Annotated in this window: 21 protein-coding genes; 14 read left to right on the top strand and 7 right to left on the bottom strand. The window is 60.2% G+C overall.

From position 1 onward, the window contains the following. Nucleotides 1-104 precede the first annotated feature (104 nt). The 12 genes from ACYZT7_RS13890 (at nt 105) to ACYZT7_RS13835 (ending at nt 14,942) form a co-directional block, all read left to right on the top strand. The gene (locus ACYZT7_RS13890; RefSeq protein WP_462041456.1) at nt 105-233 is read left to right on the top strand and encodes a hypothetical protein; all 129 of its coding nucleotides are present in this window, start codon (nt 105-107) and stop codon (nt 231-233) included. Between the two features lie 336 nt (nt 234-569). After that, nucleotides 570-1,658, top strand: a complete 1,089-nt coding sequence (locus tag ACYZT7_RS13885; RefSeq protein WP_462041455.1) for a 3-deoxy-7-phosphoheptulonate synthase — start codon at nt 570-572, stop codon at nt 1,656-1,658. A gap of 287 nt (nt 1,659-1,945) precedes the next feature. Next, nucleotides 1,946-2,827: a lipase family alpha/beta hydrolase gene (locus ACYZT7_RS13880; protein ID WP_462041454.1), complete on the top strand. Its 882-nt coding sequence runs from the start codon at nt 1,946-1,948 to the stop codon at nt 2,825-2,827. 108 nt (nt 2,828-2,935) lie between these two features. Continuing rightward, nucleotides 2,936-3,217: a peptidylprolyl isomerase gene (locus ACYZT7_RS13875; RefSeq protein WP_462041453.1), complete on the top strand. Its 282-nt coding sequence runs from the start codon at nt 2,936-2,938 to the stop codon at nt 3,215-3,217. Between the two features lie 133 nt (nt 3,218-3,350). Beyond that, complete coding sequence (locus tag ACYZT7_RS13870; protein ID WP_462041452.1) at nt 3,351-5,219, top strand: extracellular solute-binding protein; 1,869 nt, start codon at nt 3,351-3,353, stop codon at nt 5,217-5,219. Next, nucleotides 5,219-6,280: a microcin C ABC transporter permease YejB gene (locus ACYZT7_RS13865; protein ID WP_462041451.1), complete on the top strand. Its 1,062-nt coding sequence runs from the start codon at nt 5,219-5,221 to the stop codon at nt 6,278-6,280. The genes ACYZT7_RS13870 and ACYZT7_RS13865 overlap by 1 nt, the downstream gene beginning before the upstream one ends. Beyond that, nucleotides 6,280-7,302, top strand: coding sequence for an ABC transporter permease (locus tag ACYZT7_RS13860; protein WP_449643577.1), 1,023 nt, complete (start codon nt 6,280-6,282; stop codon nt 7,300-7,302). Before ACYZT7_RS13865 ends, ACYZT7_RS13860 begins: the two co-directional genes overlap by 1 nt. 27 nt (nt 7,303-7,329) lie before the next feature. Next, entirely contained in the window at nt 7,330-8,913 is a 1,584-nt protein-coding gene (locus ACYZT7_RS13855) for an ABC transporter ATP-binding protein (protein ID WP_462041450.1), read from the top strand. Beyond that, nucleotides 8,910-10,325, top strand: a complete 1,416-nt coding sequence (locus ACYZT7_RS13850) for a sigma-54 interaction domain-containing protein (RefSeq protein ID WP_462041449.1) — start codon at nt 8,910-8,912, stop codon at nt 10,323-10,325. Before ACYZT7_RS13855 ends, ACYZT7_RS13850 begins: the two co-directional genes overlap by 4 nt. A gap of 302 nt (nt 10,326-10,627) precedes the next feature. Then, nucleotides 10,628-12,019 (top strand): GntP family permease, encoded by a 1,392-nt coding sequence (locus ACYZT7_RS13845; RefSeq protein WP_462041448.1) that lies wholly within the window; start codon nt 10,628-10,630, stop codon nt 12,017-12,019. A gap of 7 nt (nt 12,020-12,026) precedes the next feature. Beyond that, nucleotides 12,027-12,800, top strand: coding sequence for a 3-hydroxybutyrate dehydrogenase (gene hbdH, locus ACYZT7_RS13840; protein ID WP_462041447.1), 774 nt, complete (start codon nt 12,027-12,029; stop codon nt 12,798-12,800). A gap of 186 nt (nt 12,801-12,986) precedes the next feature. Then, complete coding sequence (locus tag ACYZT7_RS13835) at nt 12,987-14,942, top strand: acetoacetate--CoA ligase (protein ID WP_462041446.1); 1,956 nt, start codon at nt 12,987-12,989, stop codon at nt 14,940-14,942. Nucleotides 14,943-14,949: 7 nt separating this feature from the next. Here the strand turns inward: ACYZT7_RS13835 and ACYZT7_RS13830 are convergent, their stop codons facing one another. Further along, complete coding sequence (locus ACYZT7_RS13830; protein ID WP_462041445.1) at nt 14,950-16,059, bottom strand: PilT/PilU family type 4a pilus ATPase; 1,110 nt, start codon at nt 16,057-16,059, stop codon at nt 14,950-14,952. Between the two features lie 117 nt (nt 16,060-16,176). On the opposite strand from ACYZT7_RS13830, the gene ACYZT7_RS13825 reads away from it, so the two are divergent. Continuing rightward, a complete protein-coding gene (locus tag ACYZT7_RS13825; protein ID WP_462041444.1) occupies nt 16,177-18,714 on the top strand; it encodes a hybrid sensor histidine kinase/response regulator in 2,538 nt (845 codons plus the stop codon). 69 nt (nt 18,715-18,783) lie between these two features. Beyond that, a complete protein-coding gene (locus tag ACYZT7_RS13820) occupies nt 18,784-19,059 on the top strand; it encodes a peptidylprolyl isomerase (RefSeq protein WP_007898282.1) in 276 nt (91 codons plus the stop codon). 12 nt (nt 19,060-19,071) lie between these two features. Here the strand turns inward: ACYZT7_RS13820 and ACYZT7_RS13815 are convergent, their stop codons facing one another. The 6 genes from ACYZT7_RS13815 to ACYZT7_RS13790 all read right to left on the bottom strand — a co-directional run bounded on the left by ACYZT7_RS13815 (nt 19,072) and on the right by ACYZT7_RS13790 (nt 24,207). Further along, entirely contained in the window at nt 19,072-20,007 is a 936-nt protein-coding gene (locus ACYZT7_RS13815) for a sugar kinase (RefSeq protein WP_462041443.1), read from the bottom strand. A gap of 154 nt (nt 20,008-20,161) precedes the next feature. After that, nucleotides 20,162-21,379 carry an amino acid deaminase gene (locus tag ACYZT7_RS13810; RefSeq protein ID WP_462041442.1) on the bottom strand — a complete coding sequence of 406 codons (1,218 nt, stop codon included), beginning with the start codon at nt 21,377-21,379 and terminating at the stop codon, nt 20,162-20,164. A gap of 39 nt (nt 21,380-21,418) precedes the next feature. Continuing rightward, nucleotides 21,419-22,183 carry an IclR family transcriptional regulator gene (locus tag ACYZT7_RS13805; protein ID WP_462041441.1) on the bottom strand — a complete coding sequence of 255 codons (765 nt, stop codon included), beginning with the start codon at nt 22,181-22,183 and terminating at the stop codon, nt 21,419-21,421. A gap of 153 nt (nt 22,184-22,336) precedes the next feature. Then, on the bottom strand, nt 22,337-22,726 hold the full coding sequence (locus tag ACYZT7_RS13800; protein WP_462041440.1) for a RidA family protein: 390 nt from the start codon (nt 22,724-22,726) through the stop codon (nt 22,337-22,339). Nucleotides 22,727-22,756: 30 nt separating this feature from the next. Further along, the gene (locus ACYZT7_RS13795) at nt 22,757-23,548 is read right to left on the bottom strand and encodes an amino acid ABC transporter ATP-binding protein (protein WP_462041439.1); all 792 of its coding nucleotides are present in this window, start codon (nt 23,546-23,548) and stop codon (nt 22,757-22,759) included. Continuing rightward, on the bottom strand, nt 23,545-24,207 hold the full coding sequence (locus ACYZT7_RS13790) for an amino acid ABC transporter permease (RefSeq protein ID WP_462041438.1): 663 nt from the start codon (nt 24,205-24,207) through the stop codon (nt 23,545-23,547). The genes ACYZT7_RS13795 and ACYZT7_RS13790 overlap by 4 nt, the downstream gene beginning before the upstream one ends.

The raw sequence follows: 24,207 nt of genomic DNA, 5'->3' as shown, positions 1-24,207 counted from the left end.
ACGCACTCAAGCGATAGAACACGCCGCCGGTGATCGATAGCATTTTCTGATTGAATCCGCGTACCGGCCTCGAGTAAGCTCGGCACATTCATCGGAGAAAGTCCATGTTCAACACCCTCTCACCGCTTCACACCGCCAGCGCCCTGCGCTCGGTTGCGGCTGCCCGGGTGAACGACATCTGTGCTCCGGTCAGCTTTTATTTTGGGTATTGGTTTAGCCACTGGCGCGCCTGATACCCACATGGCGCCCACTTTAAACGGGTCGCCACCAGAGAATTCTCAACCCCCGGTCGGCTTCCCGACCGGGGGTTTTGTTTTTTCAGCCCCGCACATTTTTAGCGACACACCAGACAACCAGAGGATTCAAAAATGAACTACGCCACTTATTACCGTCACGACAGTTTTACCACCTGGCGATTTAGCAGCCTCCGCTCGGGACAGCCTGCCGCCTCCGATCGGTCACCCACAGGTGGCAAGCACACACACGCAGCCAATCCGGCCAATTGTCGAACACCCCAGTAGGGCCGAGCGCGCGGGAAAGAACCCGCCGCCAGCTCAGGAAGCCTGAATATGAACTCCTCCGTCTCTGCTCTGCCGCTGTCCACTCTGAGCCCTGCCAATGAAGCGCTGACCTTGCGTTTGCCCAGCTCATTGCAACTCAAACAGCAATTACCACTTAGCAACGCCCTGAGCCAGCAAGTCGCCGCCCACCACCAAGCGGTTCGCGCGATCCTCAACGGTGAAGACTCCCGTCTGCTGGTCATCGTCGGCCCCTGCTCGATTCATGATCCAAAGTCCGCCCTCGAATACGCCGGCAACCTCGCCCGCCTCGCCGCCGACGTCAGCGGTGAAATGCTGCTGGTGATGCGCGCTTACGTCGAAAAACCCCGCACCACCGTCGGCTGGAAAGGCCTGGCCTACGATCCCCACCTGGATGGCAGCGATGACATGGCGGGCGGTTTGACGCTGTCCCGCGAGTTGATGCGCGAAATGCTCCACCTGGGACTGCCGATTGCCACCGAACTGCTGCAACCGATGGCCGCCGGTTACTTCGACGACCTGCTGAGCTGGGTCGCTATTGGCGCTCGCACCACCGAGTCGCAGATCCACCGGGAAATGGCCAGCGGCCTGAGCATGCCGGTCGGGTTCAAGAACGGCACCGATGGCGGGGTCGGTGTTGCCAGCGACGCCATGCGCTCCGCCGCCCATCCGCATCGCCATTTCGGTGTCGATAGCCAGGGTCACCCGGCAATCATTCAGACCCCGGGCAATCCCGACACGCACCTGGTCTTGCGCGGAGGCCATCGCGGGCCGAACTACGACCGCGCGAGTGTCGCCCAGGTGCACAGCGATTTGACCAAACTGAAGATCCCGGCACGGATCATGGTCGACTGCAGCCATGCCAACAGCGGCAAAGACCCGTTGCGTCAGCCGGCGGTGTTCAACGACGTGCTTGACCAACGCCTGCGGGGTGACCGATCGCTGATCGGCATGATGATCGAGAGCCATCTGTTCGAAGGTTGCCAACCGCTGGGCCCGTCAATGCGTTACGGCGTGTCAGTCACGGACGGCTGCCTTGGCTGGGGAGGGACGGAACAGCTGTTGCGCCAGGCAGCCGACCGGCTCAGAGCACAGAGCCGGGATCAACAACCGGCGTGAGCCACACCCTCGTCCAGTCCTCAATAGAGGACTGGACGTCGGAATCGAGACACGATTAGCAGGTAAATGGCGTTCCCGAAGTAGGCCATCGCAGAAAAACGCGCTGTTACAGATAAAAAGATGTCCAAATATTCCGACCAAGACCTCATGTACTTTCGAACTTTCGTACATTTTCTATTACGTTTTCATCAGGTTACAGCGGCTTTTTCATACAACGCCGAACAGCTGGTGTGCTTTAGAGTGAGCCCATCAACACACCTCTGAACGACTGCGAAAAAGGAAAGAACATGCTACGGAATGCAACTACTCAGTATCCGATCCTGTTGATCCACGGGCTCTTCGGCTTCGATCGCATCGGCAAGATCGAACTCTTTCATGACGTCAAGCAGGCCCTCAGGAGTGCAGGCGCAAGAGTGTTTATCCCGCACGTGTCGGCTACCCATAGCAATGAAGTCCGCGGCGACCAACTCCTGGCGCAGATCGAACGCGTGCTGGAAGGCACCGGTGCAAGCAAAGTCAACTTGATCGGTCACAGCCAAGGCGCACTCGCCGCACGTTATGCGGCGGCGGTCGCACCGCAAGCAATCGCTTCGGTGACTTCCGTCAGTGGACCGAATCACGGCTCGGAGCTGGCCGACTTCTTGCGCAAGGCGCTAACGCCCGGGCGCCTGCCGGAACACGTCGCCGCGACGGTTGCAACGTTGTTCGCAGACTTTCTGTCGTTGCTCAGTGGCAATCGCCAACTGCCGCAAAACGCCATCGCCGCGCTGAATGCCCTGACCACCGAAGGCGTCGGCGCGTTCAACGACAAGTACCCCCAGGGATTGCCGAAAACCTGGGGTGGCAAGGGTCGCGAGCTGGTCAATGGGGTACGTTATTACTCCTGGAGCGGCACCCTGCAGGGCGACATCCTCGACAAAGGGCTCGATGCCCTGAATCCACTGCACGGGTTTCTCCGCGCCTTTTCCCGCTATTTCACCACCGAAGCCGAGCAGAACGACGGTCTGGTTGGCCGCTACAGCTCTCATTTGGGCAAAGTCATTCGTTCCGACTATCCGCTGGATCATCTGGATAGCCTCAGCCAGACCGCCGGCCCGTTGCGCAAGGGCATCGACCCGATCGCCCTGTATGTGCAGCATGCCGAGCGCCTGAGAAATGCCGGACTATAAAGGCATGCCATACCGGCCTGCGCGGTCTGGACGGAACTTTGAGAAGAAATAGACCACTGAATCCGGTAGGCTCCGCATTTTACTGAACATTGAAAGGAGTATTTTCCCATGCCTAAAGCCACTGCCCGTCACATCCTGGTTACCTCGGAAGCCAAGTGCAACGAACTCAAAGCCCAGATCGAGGGCGGCGCCGATTTCGCCGAAGTCGCCAAAGCCAACTCCACGTGCCCGTCCAGCCGCCAGGGCGGTGATCTGGGTTCGTTCGGTCCAGGCCAGATGGTCAAGGAATTCGACACCGTGGTCTTCAGCGCACCGATCAACGTGGTGCAAGGCCCGGTCAAGACCCAGTTCGGTTACCACCTGCTGGAAGTGACCAGCCGTCAGGACTGATCAACCCTTGAGTTTTCTGCACAACGGCCCGCCTTTTGGTGGGCCGTTGTGTTTGGGATACGTGATACGGCTGGCGAGGGACGCGCCGCTAGCGTACAAATTGCGGTTATTGACCACCCTTCTAAGGCTGACAATGCGACTGGCGTTCCCTACTTTGTTGTTCACTGCCGTGACCCTGTTGTTGGGCGTCACCGGTGTGAATGCAGCACCGCAACATGCGTTGACCGTGTACGGTGAACCGGCGAAGTATCCTGCCGGCTTTAGTCATTTTGCCTACACCAACCCGCAAGCCCCCAAGGGTGGCACGATGCGCCGCTCGGCTGTCGAAATCGGTCATTTCGATCATATGTTGCCCTACATCGATAAAGGCATTGGCGTCACACAGATCGACGGCCTGCTTTACTCGCCCCTCGCCCAGCGTTCACTGGACGAGCCTTACACCGTGTACGGCCTGGTGGCTTCGATGATGGAGCGCTCGGAAGACGGTTTGTTCCTGCGCTTTTACCTGAACCCCAAGGCCCGTTTCGCCGACGGCAAACCGATCACGGCCGAAGACGTGCGCTACACCTTCGACCTGTTGATGACCCAGGGCAGCCTGCGTTATCGCACCCAATTTGCCGACGTCAAAGGCGTCGAAGTGGAATCACCTTTGACGGTTCGGTTCGACTTGAAAAGTAATGAGAACCGTACCCTGCCCCTCGATATCGCGACCTTGCCGGTGTTTCCCGAGCATTGGTGGAAGACTCGCGACTTCGCCAATGGTGGCGGTTACGAGCCGCCGCTGGGCAGCGGCCCCTACAAGGTGAGCAAGGTTGACTCCGGTCGCAGCATCACCTTTGAGCGTAATGCCGATTGGTGGGGCAAGGATTTGCCGGTCAGCCGCGGCCTCTACAACTTCGATCGTTTCAGCATCGAGTACTTCGGCGATACCGACGTCGCCCGTCAGGTCCTGCGCGGCGGAGCCTACGACTACAACCGCGAATTCTCCGCCACCGCTTACTCCATCGGCTACGACAGCCCGGCCCTGAGCGACGGGCGCCTGCAAAAGGCGCATCTGGCAACCCAAGCCCCTCAACCGGCTCAGGGCTTTGTGTTCAATCTGCAAAACCCCCTGTTCCAGGACCGTCGAGTGCGTCAGGCGCTAGTCATGCTCTGGGATTTCGAGTGGAGCAACCGGCAGATGATGCGCGACATGTACATCCGCCAGCAGAGCTTCTTTTCCAACACCGACCTCGCCGCCCGACAACTGCCGGACGCCGGCGAACTGGCGATTCTCGAACCGTTGCGCGGGCAGATCCCCGACGAAGTTTTCACCCAGGTTTTCGAAGCACCGAAAACCGATGGCAGTGGCGTGATACGCGACAAACAGTTGCAGGCACTCGATTTGCTCGAACAGGCCGGCTGGAAACCCGATGGCGATCAACTGGTCAATGCCGAAGGCCAGTCGCTGAGTTTCACTTTCCTGGTCAGCCAGAACGGCATGGACCGATTGCTGCTGCCTTATAAGCGCACCCTGAAACAGATCGGCATCGACATGAACATCCGCCGCATCGACTCGTCCCAATACGTGAATCGCCTGATGAGCCGCGACTACGACATGATCGTCACCGGCTACCCGGTCACGACGTCGCCCGGGGGTGAATTGCTCAATTACTTCGGCTCGGTCTCGGCCAACGACCCTGGCGCCAATAACTACATGGTCCTGAAGAACCCGGCGATCGACACACTGGTCACCGGGCTGGTTCGCGCCACCACCCAACCCGAGATGCTGCGCTACGCCCACGCGCTGGACCGGGTGCTGCAATGGAACTACTACTGGATTCCCAACTATTACCCGCCAGGCACCTCCACCGTATGGTGGAATCGTTTCGGCAGGCCCAACGAGCAAGCGAGCAATGACGAAGCCATCGAGAGCTGGTGGGAAATAAGCACCACGCCATTGACCAACCATCAGATGACAGCTGAGCAAATCCGCCGTGGCAAACCCGGAGGGCCGCGCTGATGTGGGCTTATATACTGCGGCGTCTGCTGTTGATCATTCCGACGTTGGTGATCATTCTTCTGGTCAACTTCATCATCGTCCAGGCCGCACCGGGCGGCCCGGTGGAACAGGCCATCGCTCGGTTGCAAGGCATCGGCGGGGCGAGCGTCGGCGGCGGTTCCGGCGAAACCATGTCCGGCACCTCCCGATCCAGTCGCGGCCTCGACCCACAACTGATCAAGGACATCGAAAAGCAATACGGCTTCGATAAGCCGGCGCACGAACGCCTGTGGTTGATGCTCACCCGTTATGCGCGCCTGGACTTCGGCAAGAGCTTTTTCCGCGGCGCGACCGTCACCGACCTGATCCTGGAAAAAATGCCGGTGACCATTTCCCTGGGGCTCTGGGCGACGCTGATCACCTATCTGGTGTCGATTCCTTTGGGCATCCGCAAAGCCGTGCACCACGGCAGCCATTTCGATATCTGGAGCAGCACCGCGATCATCGTCGGCTATGCCATGCCGGCGTTTCTGTTCGCGATGTTCCTGATCGTGGTCTTCGCCGGTGGCACCTCGCTGAACTGGTTCCCGGTGCGCGGGCTGGTCTCGGACAACTTCGAGTCGCTGTCGACCGTGGGCAAAATCGCCGATTACTTCTGGCACCTGGTATTGCCAGTCACCTCGCTGGTGATCGGCGGGTTCGCCACGCTGACCATTCTGACCAAGAACTCCTTCCTCAATGAAATCACGCGCCAGTACGTGGTCACCGCTCGCGCCAAGGGCCTGAGCGAACGCCGAGTGCTTTACGGCCACGTGTTTCGCAACGCCATGCTGCTGGTGGTCTCGGGGATTCCCCAGGCGTTTATCAGCGTATTTTTTGCCGGCTCCTTGCTGATCGAAGTGATTTTCTCCCTCGACGGCTTAGGCCGCATGAGCTACGAAGCCGCGGTTTCCCGGGACTATCCGGTGGTATTCGGCTCGCTGTTCATCTTCACGCTGTTCGGCCTCTTGATAAAACTCGTCGGCGACCTCTGCTACACCCTCGTCGACCCGCGTATCGACTTCGCCTCGAGGAACGCCTGATGTTCAAGCTCTCGCCGTTAGGTCGTCGTCGTTTCGAGCGATTCAAGAAAAACCGTCGTGGCTGGTGGTCGCTGTGGTTGTTTGTCGGCCTGTTTCTGTTGACCCTCGGTGGCGAGCTGATCGCCAACGACAAGCCGCTGATCGTCAGCTATCAGGGCTCACTCTACTTCCCGGCCCTGAAGCGTCATACCGAGCAGGAGTTTGGCGGACAACTGCCATTCCAGGCGGACTACCGCAGCGACTATGTGCAGAATCTGATTCACAAGGACGGTGGCTGGATGCTGTTCCCGCCGATTCCCTTCAGCGACGACACGCCGAACTATGACCTCAATCAACCGACGCCCAGTCCTCCGACGAAGGTTAACTGGCTGGGCACCGACGACCAGGCGCGGGACGTGTTGGCCCGAGTGATTTTCGGTGCGCGGGTGTCGATCCTGTTTGCCTTGATGCTGACGTTTGTCAGCGCACTGATCGGCATCGCTGCCGGCGCCCTGCAAGGCTACTACGGCGGCTGGGTCGACCTGATCGGTCAACGGTTGCTGGAGGTTTGGTCGGGGTTGCCGGTGCTGTACCTGCTGATCATCCTGTCGGGGTTCGTCGAGCCGAATTTCTGGTGGCTGCTGGGGATCATGGCGCTGTTTTCCTGGCTGGCCCTGGTGGACGTGGTGCGCGCCGAGTTTCTGCGCGGACGCAACCTGGAATACGTCAAAGCCGCCCGGGCGCTGGGCCTGACCGACCGCAAAGTCATCGTCCGGCACATCCTGCCCAACGCAATGAACGCGACCCTGAGCTACCTGCCGTTCATTCTGACCGGGGCGATCTCGACCCTCACAGCCCTGGACTTCCTCGGTTTCGGCATGCCCGCCGGCAGTGCATCGCTGGGCGAGTTGATCGGCCAAGGCAAGCAGAACCTGCAAGCGCCGTGGCTGGGATTGACGGCGTTTTTCACCCTGGCGCTGATTCTTTCTTTATTGGTGTTTATCGGGGAGGCGTTACGTGATGCGTTTGATCCCCGATCTTGATCCACGATCTTGAAGCGGACGGCTGATATGAGTAACAACCTGATCGAAATCCGTGACCTCAGCGTGGCCTTCAGCGGCCAGACCGTGGTGCGCAACCTGTGCCTGGACATTCACCCCGGTGAATGCCTGGCGCTGGTGGGCGAGTCGGGCTGCGGCAAATCGGTGACCGCTCACTCGATCCTGCAACTGCTGCCCGAGACCGGCACCGAAACCACTGGCAGCATCCGCTATCGTGGCAAGGAGCTGGTCGGCGCTTCGGCCAAGGTGCTGCGTGAATTGCGCGGTGACCGCATCGCGATGATCTTCCAGGAGCCCATGACCTCGCTCAACCCGCTGCACAGCATCGAAAAGCAGATCGGCGAAACCCTGCTGTTGCACAAGGGCCTGGCCGGCAAAGCGGCGCAAGCGCGGATTCTCGAGTTGCTGCATCTGGTCGGCATTCAGAAGCCCAAAGAGCGGCTCAAGGCCTATCCCCATCAACTGTCCGGCGGCCAGCGGCAACGGGTGATGATCGCCATGGCCCTGGCCTGCGAACCGGAGTTGCTGATCGCCGACGAGCCGACCACAGCGCTGGACGTGACGGTGCAGCGCAAGATCCTGCTGCTGCTCAAATCCCTGCAACAGCGTCTCGGCATGTCGCTACTGCTGATCAGCCACGACCTCAATCTGGTGCGCAGCATTGCCCAGCGAGTCTGTGTGATGAAGGCCGGAGAAATCGTCGAGCAGGCACCTTGCGAAACGCTGTTTACCGAACCGAAACACCCTTACAGCTGCGTATTGCTGAACGCCGAACCGGAAGGTGAAGCCCTGCCCCGGGACGAGCGCGAGAACGTGCTGGAAGTGGACAATCTGCGGGTGCAGTTCGCCCTCGGTGGCGGGCTGTTTCAGCGCAAGACTTATCTAAAGGCCGTGGACGGTATCAGCCTGAATATTCAGCGCGGCAAGACGCTGGGTATTGTGGGCGAATCCGGATCCGGCAAGTCGACGCTGGGTCAGGCGATCCTGCGTTTGCTCGATTCCGAAGGCAGCATTCGCTTTCAGGGTGAGGCGCTGGACGGTCTGACGCAAAAACAGCTGCGACCGTGGCGCAAGAAGATGCAGGTGGTGTTCCAGGACCCCTTCGGCAGCCTCAGCCCGCGGATGTCCGTGGCGCAGATCATCAGTGAAGGCCTTGAGGTGCATAGCCAGTTAACCGCTGACGAATGCAAAGCCGAAGTGATTCGGGCGCTGGAAGAAGTCGGCCTCGACCCGCAAAGCCGCCATCGCTACCCGCACGAGTTCTCCGGCGGCCAACGCCAACGCATCGCCATCGCCCGGGCGCTGGTGCTGAAACCGGCGCTGATCCTGTTGGACGAACCGACTTCGGCGCTGGATCGCACGGTGCAAAAACAAGTGGTCGCCCTGCTCCGCCAGCTTCAGGAGAAACATGGCCTGACCTACCTGTTCATCAGCCACGACCTGGCGGTGGTGCGCGCACTGGCTCACGACATGATCGTGATCAAGGACGGTAAAGTGGTGGAAAGCGGTGCCAGCCACGACGTGTTCGATTCGCCGCAGCATCCGTACACCAAAGAGTTGTTGGCGGCGGCGCATGTTGGGGCCGTTCGATGAACCCCACCGAAAGCCTCAAGGACTACCAACGCGTTCGCCTGCTGGCGATCCGTTCGTTGTTCGAGATCATCGAGCAGTCGAGTGAAGGCACGGTGATTGTCGACCGCGATGCGAACATCGTCTGGATGAACGAGCGTTATGCCCGACGCTTCGGCCTGGAATCGGCGGAAGTGGCCATCGGCAAGGCCTGCGAAAGCGTGATCCCCGGCAGTCTGTTGCGCGAGGTGGTGCGCACGGGGCGGCCGATTTTGCTCGACATGCAAGACACCCCCAAAGAGCCACTGGTGGTGATGCGCCTGCCGATTCATGACGACGCCGGTGTGGTGATCGGCGCCATCGGGTTTGCGCTGTTCGACGAATTGCGCAGCCTCTCGCCGATGCTCAAACGCTACATGAGCATGCAGGAAGAACTGGCCTCCACCCGATCGTTGTTACGAGCTCGGCAGACCAAGTACAACTTCGCCCATTTTATCGGTACCAGCGCCGCCAGCCTGGAAGTCAAACGCCGCGCCCGACGCAGTGCCAGTGCTGATTCACCGGTGTTGCTGCTCGGTGAAACCGGCACTGGCAAAGAGCTGCTGGCCCAGGCAATCCACGGCGCTTCGCCGCGCGCGCACAAAGCCTTCGTCAGCATCAACAGCGCGGCGATTCCCGAATCGTTGCTGGAAGCGGAATTCTTCGGCACCGCGCCCGGCGCGTTTACCGGCGCCGATCGCAGGGGGCGCGCCGGCAAGTTGCAGATTGCCCAGGGCGGCACACTGTTCCTCGATGAAATCGGCGACATGCCGTTGCCACTGCAAAGCAAATTGCTGCGGGTACTGCAGGAAAAGGAATTCGAACCGGTCGGCTCCAACGAAGTGATCCAGAGCGATGTGCGGGTGATCGCCGCGACCTCCACGGATTTGCAAGCGGCGATCAAACGCGGCGAATTTCGCGCCGACCTGTATTACCGCTTAAACGTGCTGCCGATCCAGGTCCCGCCGCTGCGTGATCGACTCGATGACCTGCCGGCCCTCAGTGAAGCGATCCTTGAGGAACTGCGCAGTCAGCACGAATTGAACCGTGAAGCGCTGGAGCTGCTGGGCCAGCACGCCTGGCCGGGGAACATTCGCGAACTGCGCAACGTGCTGGAGCGGGCAGCATTGCTCAGTGATGACTTGATGCTGAATGCCACGGATATCCGCGCGGCGATTGGTACGTTCACACCGGTAGCGCGTGCGGCGCCTGTCACGATTGAGCCGGTTGCGCACGAGACTTTTGGTGAAGCTCGAGAGCGGTTTGATCGACAGTTGATTGAAAGCACCCTTGCGCAATGCGGGGGGAAAGTGATTGAAGCGGCGGTACGGTTAGGGCTGGGGCGGTCGACGTTGTACAAGAAAATGGTGGCTCTGGGGATTGCAGAGTCTCTATAAAGAGATATGCGTCTCCACATGTAGACAAAGCATCGTCGGAACGCCGCCCGGAGCAAGCTCGCTCCCACAGGTTGACCGCATTCTTCCGTGTAACTCGGTCAACCTGTGGGAGCGAGCTTGCTCGCGATGAGGTCGGCATTACCAATACAAGTCTCAAACTAGAGACAACCAACTGAAATTCAATTCAAAAAAACTATATATATCCTTATATTTCAATATCTTGCGCGTCTGGCACGAAACTCGCTATAGCCCTCTCCCACAAAAGATCCACCCTACAAAAATAACAATCCAGGAGACACACCATGAGTGTGATTATTGCCTTGGCAGCCCTCACGCTGCTAATGCTCGCGGCTTACCGTGGCTACAGCGTTATCCTTTTTGCCCCGATTGCCGCCCTCGGCGCCGTTCTGCTCACCGACCCTTCCGCCGTCGCCCCCGCCTTCACCGGGGTGTTCATGGAGAAAATGGTCGGCTTCATCAAACTGTATTTCCCGGTGTTCCTGCTCGGTGCAGTGTTCGGCAAGTTGATCGAGCTGTCGGGCTTCTCGCGCTCCATCGTCGCCGCGGCGATTCGCCTCCTCGGCACGAGTCAGGCGATGCTGGTGATCGTGCTGGTCTGCGCCTTGCTGACTTACGGCGGCGTGTCGCTGTTTGTGGTGGTGTTCGCGGTCTATCCGTTTGCTGCTGAAATGTTCCGCCAGAGTAATATTCCCAAGCGACTCATCCCGGCGACCATCGCCCTCGGCGCATTCTCGTTCACCATGGACGCCCTGCCCGGCACCCCGCAAATCCAGAACATCATCCCCAGCACCTTCTTCAACACCACCACCTGGGCCGCGCCTTGGCTGGGCTTGATCGGCGCGATCTTCGTGGTCTGCGCCGGCATGCTGTTTCTCCAGCGCCAGCGCAACAAGGCGCAGCACGCCGGTGAAGGGTATGGCACCGATCTGCGCAACGAACCGGAAACCGCTGCCGACATCAAACTGCCAAATCCGTGGATCGCTGTGTCGCCGCTGCTGGCCGTCGGCATCATGAATCTGCTGTTTACCCAGTGGATTCCGCAGTGGTACGGCAAGACCCACAGCCTGGCGCTGCCGGGCATGGCCGCGCCGGTGACCACCGAAATCGCCAAGCTCACTGCGATCTGGGCGGTTCAGGCGGCCTTGCTGGTGGGCATCATTATGGTGTTGGTGTTCGGCTTCCAGGCGATTCGCGGCAAGTTGGCCGAAGGCAGTCGAAGTGCGGTCAGTGGTTCGTTGCTGGCGGCGATGAACACCGCGTCGGAATACGGCTTTGGTGCGGTGATCGCCTCCTTGCCGGGCTTCCTGGTATTGGCCGACTGGCTCAAAAGCATTCCCAATCCGCTGGTCAACGAAGCGATTACCGTGACCCTGCTGGCCGGTATCACCGGTTCCGCGTCTGGCGGTATGAGCATTGCGCTGGCGGCCATGGCCAATGACTTCATCGCAGCGGCCCACGCCGCCGACATTCCGCTGGAAGTGCTGCACCGGGTGGCCGCGATGGCCAGTGGCGGCATGGACACCCTGCCGCACAACGGCGCGGTGATTACCTTGCTGGCGGTGACCGGCCTGACCCACCGCGAAGCCTACAAAGACATTTTCTGTATTACGCTGATCAAGACCCTGGCGGTTTTTGTGGTGATCGGTACTTTCTACGCCACTGGCATTGTGTGAGGTATTCATGACGACTCTTTCGGGCAAGACTGCACTGGTCACCGGTTCCACCAGCGGCATCGGCTTGGGCATTGCCCTCAGCCTGGCCAAGGCTGGCGCCAATCTGATCCTCAACGGTTTCGGTGATGCTTCCAAGGTGATTGCTGAAGTGGAGCAGTTCGGCGGCAAGGTCGGCCATCACCCGGCCGACGTCAGCAACCCCGAACAGATCGCCGATATGATCGCCTACGCAGAACGTGAGTTCGGCGGCGTGGACATCCTGGTCAACAATGCCGGCATCCAGCATGTGGCCTCGGTGGAGGATTTCCCGGTGGAGCGCTGGGATTCGATCATTGCGATCAACCTGTCGTCGGTCTTCCACAGCACCCGTTTGAGCCTGCCAGGCATGCGCGCCAAGGGCTGGGGACGGATCATCAACATCGCTTCGGTGCATGGCCAGGTCGGGTCGGTGGGCAAGGCGGCTTACGTGGCGGCCAAGCACGGGGTCATCGGTTTGACCAAAGTTGTGGGTCTGGAAACGGCCACCACCAACGTCACCTGCAACGCCATCTGCCCGGGTTGGGTGCTGACGCCGCTGGTGCAGAAGCAGATTGATGACCGCATCGCCAAAGGGGTCGACCCGCAGCAGGCGCAGCATGATTTGCTGGCCGAGAAGCAGCCGTCCCTGGCGTTCGTCACGCCGCCGCAACTGGGCGAGCTGGTGCTGTTTTTGTGCAGCGAAGCCGGTAGCCAGGTGCGTGGCGCGGCGTGGAATATTGATGGTGGGTGGCTGGCGCAGTAACCCACCAGTAACCCTGTGGCGAGGGGATTTATCCCCGTTGGGTGGCGAAGCCGCCCCAAACCCGGCACCTCAGGTACGACTGACATCCGAGAGCGCAGGATTTACGACTGCTTCGCAGCCGAACGGGGATAAATCCCCTCGCCACAAAAGCCAGTGTGCGTACACATAAGAAAGAAGAGGCAAACCATGTCCGACATCCTCTGGCAACCCAGCGCCAAGCGCATCGGCAAGACCCGCATGGAGGCCTTTCGGCGCTTCATCAATCAGCGGCACAACCTTCACGTCGACGACTACCCTGCCCTGCACCAATGGTCCATCGATCAGCGCGAAGCGTTCTGGCAGGCCATCGTCGATTTCTTCGACATCCGTTTCCATGATCAACCGGACGCTGTGCTGGTGGAAGGCCCACAAATGCCCAGCGCCCAATGGTTTCCCGGCGCCACCCTGAATTTCGCCGAGCACCTGCTGCGCCGTCGCGACGATGCCGTGGCAGTGGTGGCCATCGGTGAAAACGGCCAACGCGAACAGCTGACCTGGGCCGAACTGGCGGAGCATGTCGCCGGTTTTCAACATAGCTTGATCGCCGCTGGCGTCGTCGTTGGCGACCGAGTGGCCGCGTGCATGCCAAACACCTGGCAAACCCTGGTGGCCATGCTCGCCACCACCAGCCTGGGGGCGATCTGGTCCTGCTCTTCGCCGGACTTCGGCACTCAAGGGGTGATCGATCGCTTCGGCCAGATCGAACCGACCGTGCTGATCACCTGCGCCGGTTACCGCTATGCCGGCAAAGAGATCGAGCAGACCGCCAAGGTCAACGAGATCCTCGAACGTCTGCCGTCCTTGCAGCAACTGATCGTCGTGCCTTACGCCCGGCCACAGGCGCGCATCGAGGACTTCCACACCCAGGCCAACGTGACACTCTGGGATGATTTCTACGACGCTGGCGGCGAACCGGATTTTGTGCCCGTGCCGTTCGCGCATCCGCTGTATATCCTCTATTCCAGCGGCACCACGGGCGTGCCCAAATGCATCATTCACAGCACCGGCGGCGTGTTGCTGCAACACGTCAAGGAACATGGCCTGCATTGCGATCTCGGCCCCGGCGACCGTTTGTTCTACTACACCACGTGCGGCTGGATGATGTGGAACTGGCTGGTCTCGGCACTGGCCGTGGACAGCGCGGTGGTGCTGTATGACGGCTCGCCGTTTCATCCTGCCACCGAGCGCCTGATCGATCTGATCGACGACGAACGCATCAGCGTCTTCGGCACCAGCCCCAAGTACCTCGCGACCTTGGAAAGCAGCGGCATCAAACCTCGTGAAAGCCATGACCTGAGCAGCCTCAAAACCCTGCTCTGCACCGGTTCCGCGTTGTCGCCCCAGAGTTACGACTATGTCTACCGCGACCTCAAGACTGACCTGTGCCTGGCCTCGATGTCCGGCGGCACCGACATCGTTTCGTGTTTTGTGAACAGCAATCCGCTGCAACCGGTGCGCCGTGGCGAGATACAAGGCAAAAGCCTGGGCATGGCGGTGGAAGTCTGGAACGACGACGGCCAGCCTGTGATCGGCGAAAAAGGTGAGCTGGTGTGCACCCGGCACTTTCCGGCAATACCCATCGGATTCTGGAATGATCCTCAGCAGGAAAAGCTTCGTGCCTCGTATTTCAGTCAGTTCCCCGGTGTCTGGGCCCAAGGCGATTACGCTGAACAATTGCCCCATGGCGCGATGATGATCCACGGACGCTCCGACGCCGTACTCAACCCCGGCGGCGTGCGCATCGGCACGGCGGAAATCTACCGTCAGGTGGAGAAGGTCCCGCAGGTACTGGACAGCGTGGCCATCGGTCAGCAATGGCTGGATGACGTTCGGGTCGTGCTGTTCGTACGTTTGCGTGACGGTGTCGAACTCGACGAGGGGCTGGAACAGCAGATCCGCCAGGTCATCCGCGCCAACACCACACCACGGCATGTGCCGGCAAAGATTGTCGCGGTGACGGACATTCCACGGACGATCAGTGGCAAGGTTGTCGAGTTGGCGGTGAGGAATGTGGTGCACGGGCAGAAGGTGAAAAACACCGATGCGCTGGCCAATCCCGAGGCGCTTGAACAGTTCCGCAACCGACCGGAATTGCAAAGCTGAGCGAGCCTCAGTCCATCAACCCCCATTCACCCGGTGGTGCATGGGGGCCCGGTGATGCTTCGGCGTGCAGCTTCAACCGCAAGCGCAAATTGTTCACCGAATCCGCATGCTTGAGCGCTTCTTCCTCTTCAATCGCCCCCTCGATGACCAGCGCGTACAACGCACCGTCAAACGTCTGCATCCCCAGTTCCACAGACTTCTCCATGATCCCCTTCAGTTCTGAAAACTCATTGCGCCGGATCAGGTCGCCGATGGTCGGCGTCCCGAGCATCACTTCTACCGCCGCCCGCCGCTTGCCGTCGCGGGTGCTCACCAAGCGCTGGGAAACGAAGGCCTTCAGGTTGTTGCCCAAATCATTAAGCAGCTGTGGCCGGCGCTCTTCGGGGAAGAAGTTGATGATCCGGTCCAGCGCCTGATTGGCGTTGTGGGCATGCAGGGTGGAAATGACCAGATGGCCGGTATCGGCAAACGCCAGCGCGTGCTCCATCGTCTCGCGGTCACGGATTTCGCCGATCAGCACCACGTCCGGTGCCTGGCGCAGGGTATTTTTCAATGCAGCATGAAAACTGCGGGTATCGACGCCGACCTCGCGCTGGTTGATGATCGACTTTTTGTGCCGATGGATGTACTCGACCGGGTCTTCGATAGTGATGATGTGGCCACTGCTGTGGCGATTGCGATAGTCAATCAATGCCGCCAGCGAGGTGGATTTACCGGAGTCGGTGGCACCGACGAACAGCATCAGTCCTTGTTTGAGCATCACCGTCTCGAGCAGTACCGACGGCAGGTTGAGGTCTTCGAAACGCGGAATGTCGAGTTTGATGTGGCGCGCCACGATCGACACATCGTTGCGTTGTTTGAAGATATTGACCCGAAAGCGCCCGACACCTGGCAAAGAGATCGCCAGGTTCATCTCCAGCTCCCGATCAAACTCCAGACGCTGTTCGGCATCCATGATGGACGCGGCAATGGCCGCAATTTCTCCCGGTTTGAAGGGTCGATCGGCCAAGGGTTTAAGCACACCATCGAACCGTGCGCTGGGTGGCGCACCGGTGGACAGGTATAGATCGGAGCCATCCTGATTGGCCAGGAGCCTCAACAGCGAATCGATTTCCATGGCAAAAAGCACCCGCGAAGCATTCAATGAACAGAAATGACCCAAAATGGGTCATTCAGCGTCTACCGCCTTAGGATAGTTGACGCCGCCACACCGACTTAAGTGCAGGACATCTTGATGAGCGCACCACCGACCGGCAGCGATGCCCAGGCCCTGATTGCCCGACTGGACTGGAGACACAGCCCGCTGGGCGCAGCGAGTACCTGGCCGCAGAGCTTGAGAACCGCCGTGGACATCGTGATTCATTCGCCGATGCCCATGCTATTGCTGTGGGGCCCGCAGCTCACGCAGATCTACAACGACGGCTTTGCCCTGCTGGCCGGCAGCAAGCATCCACACGCCTTCGGACAGCCGACGCACCTGATCTGGCCAGAGTTAAAGGAATTTACCGACCCCATTTACAGCGCCGTCCTACAAGGACAGGTGCGGACCTACAGCGAACAGCGCTTCACCTTGCAGCGCGATGGCCATGATTCCGACTTCTGGCTGGACCTGACCTACAGCCCCATCCGTGATGAAAGCGCCCAGGTCGCCGGGATTCTGGTCACCGCCATCGAAACCAACGAACGCCGACGCATCGCCCTCGAACTCGAACAACGCTCGGCCGCCAGCCTCAAGGCCCAGCACGAAACCGAGGAACGTCTGCAACTGGCCCTCGCCGCCACCGACGCCGTCGGCACCTGGGACTGGGACATCGGCGAAGATCGCTTCATTGCCGACACCCACTTTGCCCAATTGCACGGCGTCGACCCGCTGCTCGCCAGCCAGTTGCCCATCAGCGCCTACCTCCAGGGGGTGCACCCGGAAGACCGCGCCATGCTCACCCGCAGCATCAAGCACTCCATCACCCACGGCACCGAGTACGCCGAGGAGTATCGCCTGCTGCAACCCGACGGTCAGCTGCGCTGGGTGTTTGCCCGGGGACGTTGCTACAAGGACCACCATGGCCGGCCGATTCGCTTCCTCGGCGCTGCCCTGGACCTGACTGAACGTAAACATACCGAGCAAGCCTTGCGGCAAAGTCAGACCGAGCTGCAACTGATCATCAACGCCATGCCGATCCTGATCAGCTACGTGGACAGCGAGGAACGCTTTCGCCTGAACAATGCGGCCTACCTCGATTGGTACGGGCTGACGCCTCAGGAGCTCTATGGCAGAACCATCCGTGAAGTACTGGGTGAAGAAGCTTATGCCTTGCGCGCCGAACACATCGCCCAGGCACTGTCCGGCAGGTCTTGTTGTTTCAGTATCAGCACCCCGCACCGTGACGGCAGCATCCGCCATGCCCTGATGAACTACTTGCCGCGCCACGGTGCGGATGGAGCGGTCAATGGTTTCTACATCTTTGTGATTGACGAAACCGAGCGCAAACAGACCGAAGAAGCCCTGCGCAATCTCAACGAAACCCTCGAAGAACGTGTCGTCGCCCGCACCCAACAATTGGCTGAAGCCAACCAGCGGCTGCAGAACGAGATGTTCGAACGCGAGCGCGCCGAAGAGGCGTTGCGGCATGCGCAGAAGATGGAAGCGCTCGGCCAGCTCACCGGCGGCATCGCCCATGACTTCAACAATATGCTCACCGGGATCATCGGCAGCCTCGATTTGATGCAGCGCTACATCGCCGATGGGCGCGTCGCCGAGGTTGGCCGTTTCACCGAGGCGGCAGTGTCCTCGGCCAACCGTGCCGCCGCCCTGACCCATCGCCTGCTGGCGTTTTCCCGGCGACAGTCACTGGATCGCAAGCCGCTCAACGCCAATGATCTGATCCATTCCCTGGAAGACCTGCTAAGCCGGACCAAGGGCGACCACATCGAGCTCCAACTGCAACTGGCCGATGACGTCTGGCCGGTCAGCACGGACGTCAGCCAGCTGGAAAACGCCCTGCTCAATCTGGTGATCAACGCCCGGGACGCCATGCCCGATGGCGGTGAATTGCGGATCGAAACGGCCAACGTTTACCTCGACAGCAGTGACATCAACACCCTGGAACCGGTCAAGGCCGGGGATTATCTGATGATCGCCGTCAGCGACAACGGTACCGGCATGACACCGTCGGTGCTGGCCAAGGCCTTCGACCCGTTCTTCACCACCAAACCCATTGGCCAGGGCACCGGCCTCGGGCTGTCGATGATCTATGGTTTTGCCCAGCAGTCGGGCGGGCATGTCAGCCTTTTCAGCTTGCCGGGCCAGGGCACTAGCGTGCGTCTGTACCTGCCGCGGCTACACGTTTGCGAGCCAGTAGATACCCTGATGCAGGTCACGAGTGAGGCGCCGGCCGCCATTGCCGGTGAAACCGTGGTGTTGGTGGAGGACGATCCGGCGGTGCGCATGCTGGTGCTCAACCTGCTCCACGAGCTGGGTTACCACGCCCATGAAGCCGAAGACGCGAAGACCGCCCTGCCTCTGTTGGAATCCGATCTGCGGGTCGATTTGCTGGTCACCGACGTCGGGCTGCCGGGAATGAACGGTCGACAATTGGCGGAAATCGCGCGCCAACACCGCCCCGACCTTAAAGTGCTGTTCATGACCGGTTACGCGGAAAAAGCCGCCGAGCGCCAGGGCTTCCTGGAGGAAGGCATGGACATGGTGGCCAAACCCTTTTCCATTGACCTGTTGGCCAACAAGATTCGCGCGATGATCGGTCAACCGGACTGAGTTAAGGCATAATCGCGCGCCCCCCGCTGGCACCAACATAGCCACCACCGTTGCAAGGTACCTGCCCCAATGAAAGCTCAAGCCCGCCATATTCTGGTGAAAACCTCGGAAGAAGCCGAACAGCTCAAACAACGCATCGCCAAGGGCGAAGCCTTCGATGTGCTGGCCAAAAAGTACTCCACCTGCCCGTCCGGCAAGCGCGGCGGCGACCTCGGTGAAGTACGGCCCGGGCAGATGGTCGGGGTCATCGATGCCGTGATCTTCAAAAAACCGCTGCGCGTGGTGCACGGGCCGATCAAGAGCAAGTTTGGTTATCACCTGGTGCAGGTGTTTTACCGGGATTGATGCATCGTATTTTCAGTTTCGGGGGATCAGTGCCCCAGGCACCTGAATCACCCGACTCGCCAATCGATGCCCCGCCTCAGCAGCCTCAACCGGACTGCCGCCCTTGAGTCGACTGGCCAAATACGCCGCACTGAATGAATCCCCCGCCGCCGTGGTGTCCACCACTCGCTCAACGACCTGAGCCGGCACCTCGAACGACTCCCCGTCACAGCGAATCAGACAGGCCTCGGCGCCACGCTTGAGCACCACTTCAGGCGTGCCAATCTGCTCGTAAGCGGCAAACACCGCCTCACAATCGGAAAAATGAAATAACGCCTGCTCGTCATCGACGGTCAGCAACGCCAGGTCGACATAGGGCAGAACGCTGCGATACGCCGTCCGAGCCTCTTCAACCGAGGCCCACAAACGTGGCCGGTAGTTGTTGTCGAACACGATCCGCGCATCCCTCTGCCGGGCTTCGATCAGGGTTTCCAGCAACTTCTCCCGCCCCTGCACACCGAGTACCGCCAGGGTGATGCCGCTGAAATACAGCACGTCGTAATCCGGCAGCGCGGCCAGGATCGGCGCGGCGGCTGGCGTGGTAAAGCAATCACGAACTGCCGCTTCATTGCGCCAATAGAGAAAACGCCGCTCGCCGCCAGCGTCAGTCTGGATGCAATACAAGCCGGGCAAGCGACCGGGCAAGCGCTGGACCCTGCCGAGCCCGATGTTTTCATCGGCCCAGCTCTGGCACATGGCATCGCTGAAACTGTCGTCGCCCAGGGCGGTGACGTAATCCACCGTGCCGCCCTCGCCCAATTCCCGAGACAGGTAGACCGCCGTGTTCAAGGTATCGCCACCGAAACTCTGTTGCAGGCTGCCGTCGGCGCGTTGCTGCAACTCGATCATGCACTCGCCGATCAGGGCGATGCGCGGGGTGTTGGGGCCGAGGGTGCTGATGGTGTTCATTGTGGGATCTCTGGTGTTTCGGTGTTGTCTGGGAGGCCGCCTTCGCGGGCAAGCCTCGCTCCTACAGGATTTATGTCAGGCGCGAAATCGGCGACAACCACTGCACTTGTAGGAGCGAGGCTTGCCCGCGAAGGCCGCGCCTCGGTCTGGAACCTTAAAAACAGGTTTCCATGGTTTCGATGACATTCAGTTGCTCATCCACCAGACACCCGGTACGCCACTTGTCGAACGTCAGGCACGGATGGGACGTGCCGAACGAAATGATGTCCCCCACCCGCAACTCAACCCCCGGCGCCACGGTCATGAACGCATGCTGGTCCATCACCGCCGTCACCTTGCAGGCGCTGACGTCATCACCCGTCGCCGGCACCACACCGGCCTTGTAGCGCAACAACGGCACCGGCAAACCAGCGTCGTACGCCACGTCGCGTTTACCCAACGCAATCACCGCAAACCCCGGCTCCGGCAACGACTGCACGTGAGCCCAGACTTCCAGCGCCGGGCGCAGGCCTTCGTGCAGATCACTGCGGCGGTCGAGCACGCAGCATTGCGCTTCTTTGTAGATGCCGTGATCGTGCGCCACATAGCTGCCGGGACGCAGCACACTGAGGAACCGCCCACCGGCGTTCTGCGCTTCAAATGATTCCGCGATCAAGTCGTACCAGGCCGAACCCGACGCAGTGATGATCGGCTTGGCAATGGCGAACGCCCCGCTGTCCTGCAACTGCACGGCCAGGCGCACCAAAGAATCAGCGAACGCACGGATGCCGCTCTCCGCGTGATCACCGTGAATCACCCCTTCGTATCCTTCGATCCCGGTCAGCGCCAAGGCTGGTTGCGCAGCGATGGCCTTGGCCAGCGCAACCACTTCCTCTTCCGTGCGGCAACCGCAACGACCACCGACCACGCCGTACTCGATCATCACGTTCAAGCGCACACCGCGGGAGGCGAAATACGCGCCGAGGTCAGTGACGTTGTCCGGGTGATCGACCATGCAATGGAAGTCGAAAGCCGGATCGGCCAGCAGATCGGCGATTAGCGCCATGTTCGGCGTACCGACCAATTGGTTAGCCATCAGCACCCGATGCACGCCATGGGCGTAAGCCGCGCGGGTTTGCGTGGCGCTGGCCAGGGTGATGCCCCAGGCACCGGCGTCCAGTTGGCGGCGAAACAGCGCCGGGGTCATGCTGGTTTTGCCGTGGGGGGCGAGTTCGGCACCGCTGTTGCTGACAAAGGTCTGCATCCAGCGAATGTTGTGTTCCAGTGCTTCGCGGTGCAGCACCAGCGCCGGTAGGCTGACGTCGCGCACCAGGTTGGCGCCAGTGTGGGCAAAGCCCTTTTCCACGGCGGCAGTATTTTTGGCAGAAGACATGGTCGAACTCCTCACATTCGCGGCCGCAGGCAGCCGCTGTTACTCGTTGATGCGACGGGCCAGGTTGTTGGCGCTGTCGATCAGCACCCGCCGATAGTCGTTGTAGTTGTTCTTGGCATCGGCCCGCGGGGCAACAATGCATAGGGTCGCAATGGCCACGCCGTTGGGGTCTTTGACCGGGGCGGCGAAGCAATGGGTAAACGTGTCGGCGACGCTATCGAAAGAGAAAAACCCATCAATACCGGCCTGGCGGATTTCCTGGAGAAACTGCGCAAGCGGCAGACGCTCGCCGTTGGGCAGGATGAAGTCGTCGTGTTCGATCAGGTCGACGATTTCCTGGTCGCTCAGGTGCGCCAGCAAGAGGCGCCCGGATGCGGTCCAGGGAATCGGTGCGTTCTCGCCGATGTCGGAGGAAATGCGGAAATGCCGCTCGCCCTCTTTCATCAGCGCGACGGTGTATTTACGTCCGTTGAGCAGGCACATCTGCGCGGTTTCGCGGGTCTGGCTGACGATCTCCTGCAAGGCATGATCGGCCTCGCGGGTCAGATCGAAATGGCGTAAATGCGCCTGACCGAGGAAGTACAGCTGACGGCCGAGGTAGACGTGACCGTCCTTGCCCACGGGCTCGAGAATGCGTCGTTCCAGCAGGGAGGCGACCAATTCGTAGACCGTGGATTTCGGGCTGCCGATGCCGCTGGCGATTTCGTTCGGGCGCAGGGGCTTGCCGACCTCCTTGAGGAAATCGAGGATATCGAACGCCCGGTCCAGACCGCGAGCCCGGCGCTTGATGGTGTCTTCGGTCATGTCAGTGGTTCCCATAAAAGTGCCGGGAGTTTACCTAGAGTGCGGCGGCGACTGTTAGGCCGCCATCGCGAGCAAGCTCGCTCCCACATTGGATCTTCAGCGTTCACACAATCCCTGTGGGAGCGAGCTTGCTCGCGATGAAGTCACCTCGGGTCAGACCTTTTTCTTGTACGCGACGCAGTCAATCTCGACCTTGCAATCGACCATCATGTTCGCCTGCACGCAGGCCCGCGCCGGCGCATGTTCGCTTTTGAAGTACTCGGAGAACACCTTGTTGAAACTCCAGAAATCCCGCGGGTCTTCCAGCCACACACCGGTGCGCACTACATCTTCGAGGCCATAACCAGCCTCTTCGAGAATCGCGATCAGGTTCTTCATGGTCTGGTGAGTCTGCTCGACGATGCCGCCCGCAATGATCTCGCCGTCCAGCGCCGGCACCTGGCCGGACACGTGCAGCCAGCCATCGGCTTCAACGGCGCGGGCGAAAGGACGGGGCTGGCCGCCACCGGCGGTGCTGCCGGTGCCGTAACGAGTAATGCTCATGAGGGTTTCTCCTGATTGAAAAATGATAGGTCAAAAGCGCGTGTTCTTGAGAAATTCAGCCAGACGTGGTGATTGCGGGCGTTCGAAGAGTTCCTTGGGCGGCCCCTGCTCTTCGATCCGCCCCTGATTCATGAAAACAATCTTGTCCGAGACCTCGAACGCAAAACGCATCTCGTGGGTGACCAGCAGCATGGTCATGCCATCCTCGGCCAGGCCTTTGATCACACTCAGCACTTCGCCGACCAGTTCCGGATCGAGGGCCGAGGTCACTTCGTCGAACAGCATCAGGCTCGGGTTCATCGCAATCGCCCGGGCAATCGCCACACGCTGTTGCTGACCGCCGGACAACTGGCCAGGGTAGTGGTCGCGCCGTTCCAGCAAGCCGACCCGTTCCAGCCATTTTTCCGCGAGGGCAACCGCTTCATCCTTGTGCAGCTTTTTGACCTTGAGCAGACCGAGGGTGACGTTCTGCAACGCCGTGAGGTGCGGAAACAGGTTGAACTGCTGGAACGCCATGCCGGTCATGGCCCGATGCCGGGCGATGACTTTTTCCGGGTGACGCACGCGCTTGCCGTTGACCTCGTCATAACCGATGGACTCGCCATCGAGCATGATCTGCCCGCCCTGGAACTCTTCGAGCATGTTCACGCAACGCAGCAGCGTGGTCTTGCCCGAGCCGCTGGAACCGATCAGCGTCACGACGTTGCCGCGCTGCATCGTCAGGTCAACGCCCTTGAGCACTTCGAGCGGCCCGTATTGCTTGTGCAGGCCGCGGATGTCCAGCAGCGCCTGATTCTGTATCGAAACTTGAGGTTGAGTCATGGCAAGGCCACCCGCTTTTCAATGTGCCGGCCGAGTAATTCGATGGCGTAGTTGATGACGAAAAACAGCAATCCGGCGAACAGGTAAAACTCGAGGGTCATGAAGGTCCGAGCGATGATCTGCTGGGTGCTGAGCAGCAACTCAGCCACACCAATCACCGACAACAGCGTCGAAGCCTTGACGATCTCGGTGGACGAGTTGACCCAGGTCGGCAAGATCTGCCGCAGCGCCTGAGGCAACAGCACGTAGCCGAGCGATTGATAAAACGTCAGGCCGATGGCCTTGCTCGCTTCCATCTGACCGCTGGGCAGCGCTTGCAACGCGCCGCGAACAATCTCGGCGACATGGGAGCCGCAAAACAGCGTCAGCCCCAACACGCCGGCCTCAAACGCACTGATCTGCCAGCCCAGCGCAGGCGCCATATAGAAGCAGGCGAGCACCAATACAAACACTGGCGTGCCGCGAATGATGTCGACGTAAAAACGAAACGGCGCGCGCATCCAGAACTTACCGTAGGTCAGCACCAGACCAGCGACGATGCCGACTATCGTGCCCAACAGAATGGCCAGGGCCGAGACCTGCACACTGGTCAGAAAGCCTTGCCACAGGACTTCCCGCGCCACCCATGACTCATGCAACCAACTAGGGGATTCGTACAT

It is taken from the genome of Pseudomonas sp. RT4P38, assembly GCF_054897765.1.
The sequence above is the reverse complement of the archived record's forward strand: the minus strand, read 5'-3'. Positions and strand labels throughout refer to the sequence as shown.

What these genes read in the sequence shown, in the direction of transcription:
- ACYZT7_RS13890 (WP_462041456.1), top strand. Translation starts at nt 105, where the DNA reads ATGTTCAACACCCTCTCACCGCTTCACACCGCCAGCGCCCTGCGCTCG.
- ACYZT7_RS13885 (WP_462041455.1), top strand. Translation starts at nt 570, where the DNA reads ATGAACTCCTCCGTCTCTGCTCTGCCGCTGTCCACTCTGAGCCCTGCC.
- ACYZT7_RS13880 (WP_462041454.1), top strand. Translation starts at nt 1,946, where the DNA reads ATGCTACGGAATGCAACTACTCAGTATCCGATCCTGTTGATCCACGGG.
- ACYZT7_RS13875 (WP_462041453.1), top strand. Translation starts at nt 2,936, where the DNA reads ATGCCTAAAGCCACTGCCCGTCACATCCTGGTTACCTCGGAAGCCAAG.
- ACYZT7_RS13870 (WP_462041452.1), top strand. Translation starts at nt 3,351, where the DNA reads ATGCGACTGGCGTTCCCTACTTTGTTGTTCACTGCCGTGACCCTGTTG.
- ACYZT7_RS13865 (WP_462041451.1), top strand. Translation starts at nt 5,219, where the DNA reads ATGTGGGCTTATATACTGCGGCGTCTGCTGTTGATCATTCCGACGTTG.
- ACYZT7_RS13860 (WP_449643577.1), top strand. Translation starts at nt 6,280, where the DNA reads ATGTTCAAGCTCTCGCCGTTAGGTCGTCGTCGTTTCGAGCGATTCAAG.
- ACYZT7_RS13855 (WP_462041450.1), top strand. Translation starts at nt 7,330, where the DNA reads ATGAGTAACAACCTGATCGAAATCCGTGACCTCAGCGTGGCCTTCAGC.
- ACYZT7_RS13850 (WP_462041449.1), top strand. Translation starts at nt 8,910, where the DNA reads ATGAACCCCACCGAAAGCCTCAAGGACTACCAACGCGTTCGCCTGCTG.
- ACYZT7_RS13845 (WP_462041448.1), top strand. Translation starts at nt 10,628, where the DNA reads ATGAGTGTGATTATTGCCTTGGCAGCCCTCACGCTGCTAATGCTCGCG.
- hbdH (WP_462041447.1), top strand. Translation starts at nt 12,027, where the DNA reads ATGACGACTCTTTCGGGCAAGACTGCACTGGTCACCGGTTCCACCAGC.
- ACYZT7_RS13835 (WP_462041446.1), top strand. Translation starts at nt 12,987, where the DNA reads ATGTCCGACATCCTCTGGCAACCCAGCGCCAAGCGCATCGGCAAGACC.
- ACYZT7_RS13830 (WP_462041445.1), bottom strand. Translation starts at nt 16,059, where the DNA reads ATGGAAATCGATTCGCTGTTGAGGCTCCTGGCCAATCAGGATGGCTCC.
- ACYZT7_RS13825 (WP_462041444.1), top strand. Translation starts at nt 16,177, where the DNA reads ATGAGCGCACCACCGACCGGCAGCGATGCCCAGGCCCTGATTGCCCGA.
- ACYZT7_RS13820 (WP_007898282.1), top strand. Translation starts at nt 18,784, where the DNA reads ATGAAAGCTCAAGCCCGCCATATTCTGGTGAAAACCTCGGAAGAAGCC.
- ACYZT7_RS13815 (WP_462041443.1), bottom strand. Translation starts at nt 20,007, where the DNA reads ATGAACACCATCAGCACCCTCGGCCCCAACACCCCGCGCATCGCCCTG.
- ACYZT7_RS13810 (WP_462041442.1), bottom strand. Translation starts at nt 21,379, where the DNA reads ATGTCTTCTGCCAAAAATACTGCCGCCGTGGAAAAGGGCTTTGCCCAC.
- ACYZT7_RS13805 (WP_462041441.1), bottom strand. Translation starts at nt 22,183, where the DNA reads ATGACCGAAGACACCATCAAGCGCCGGGCTCGCGGTCTGGACCGGGCG.
- ACYZT7_RS13800 (WP_462041440.1), bottom strand. Translation starts at nt 22,726, where the DNA reads ATGAGCATTACTCGTTACGGCACCGGCAGCACCGCCGGTGGCGGCCAG.
- ACYZT7_RS13795 (WP_462041439.1), bottom strand. Translation starts at nt 23,548, where the DNA reads ATGACTCAACCTCAAGTTTCGATACAGAATCAGGCGCTGCTGGACATC.
- ACYZT7_RS13790 (WP_462041438.1), bottom strand. Translation starts at nt 24,207, where the DNA reads ATGTACGAATCCCCTAGTTGGTTGCATGAGTCATGGGTGGCGCGGGAA.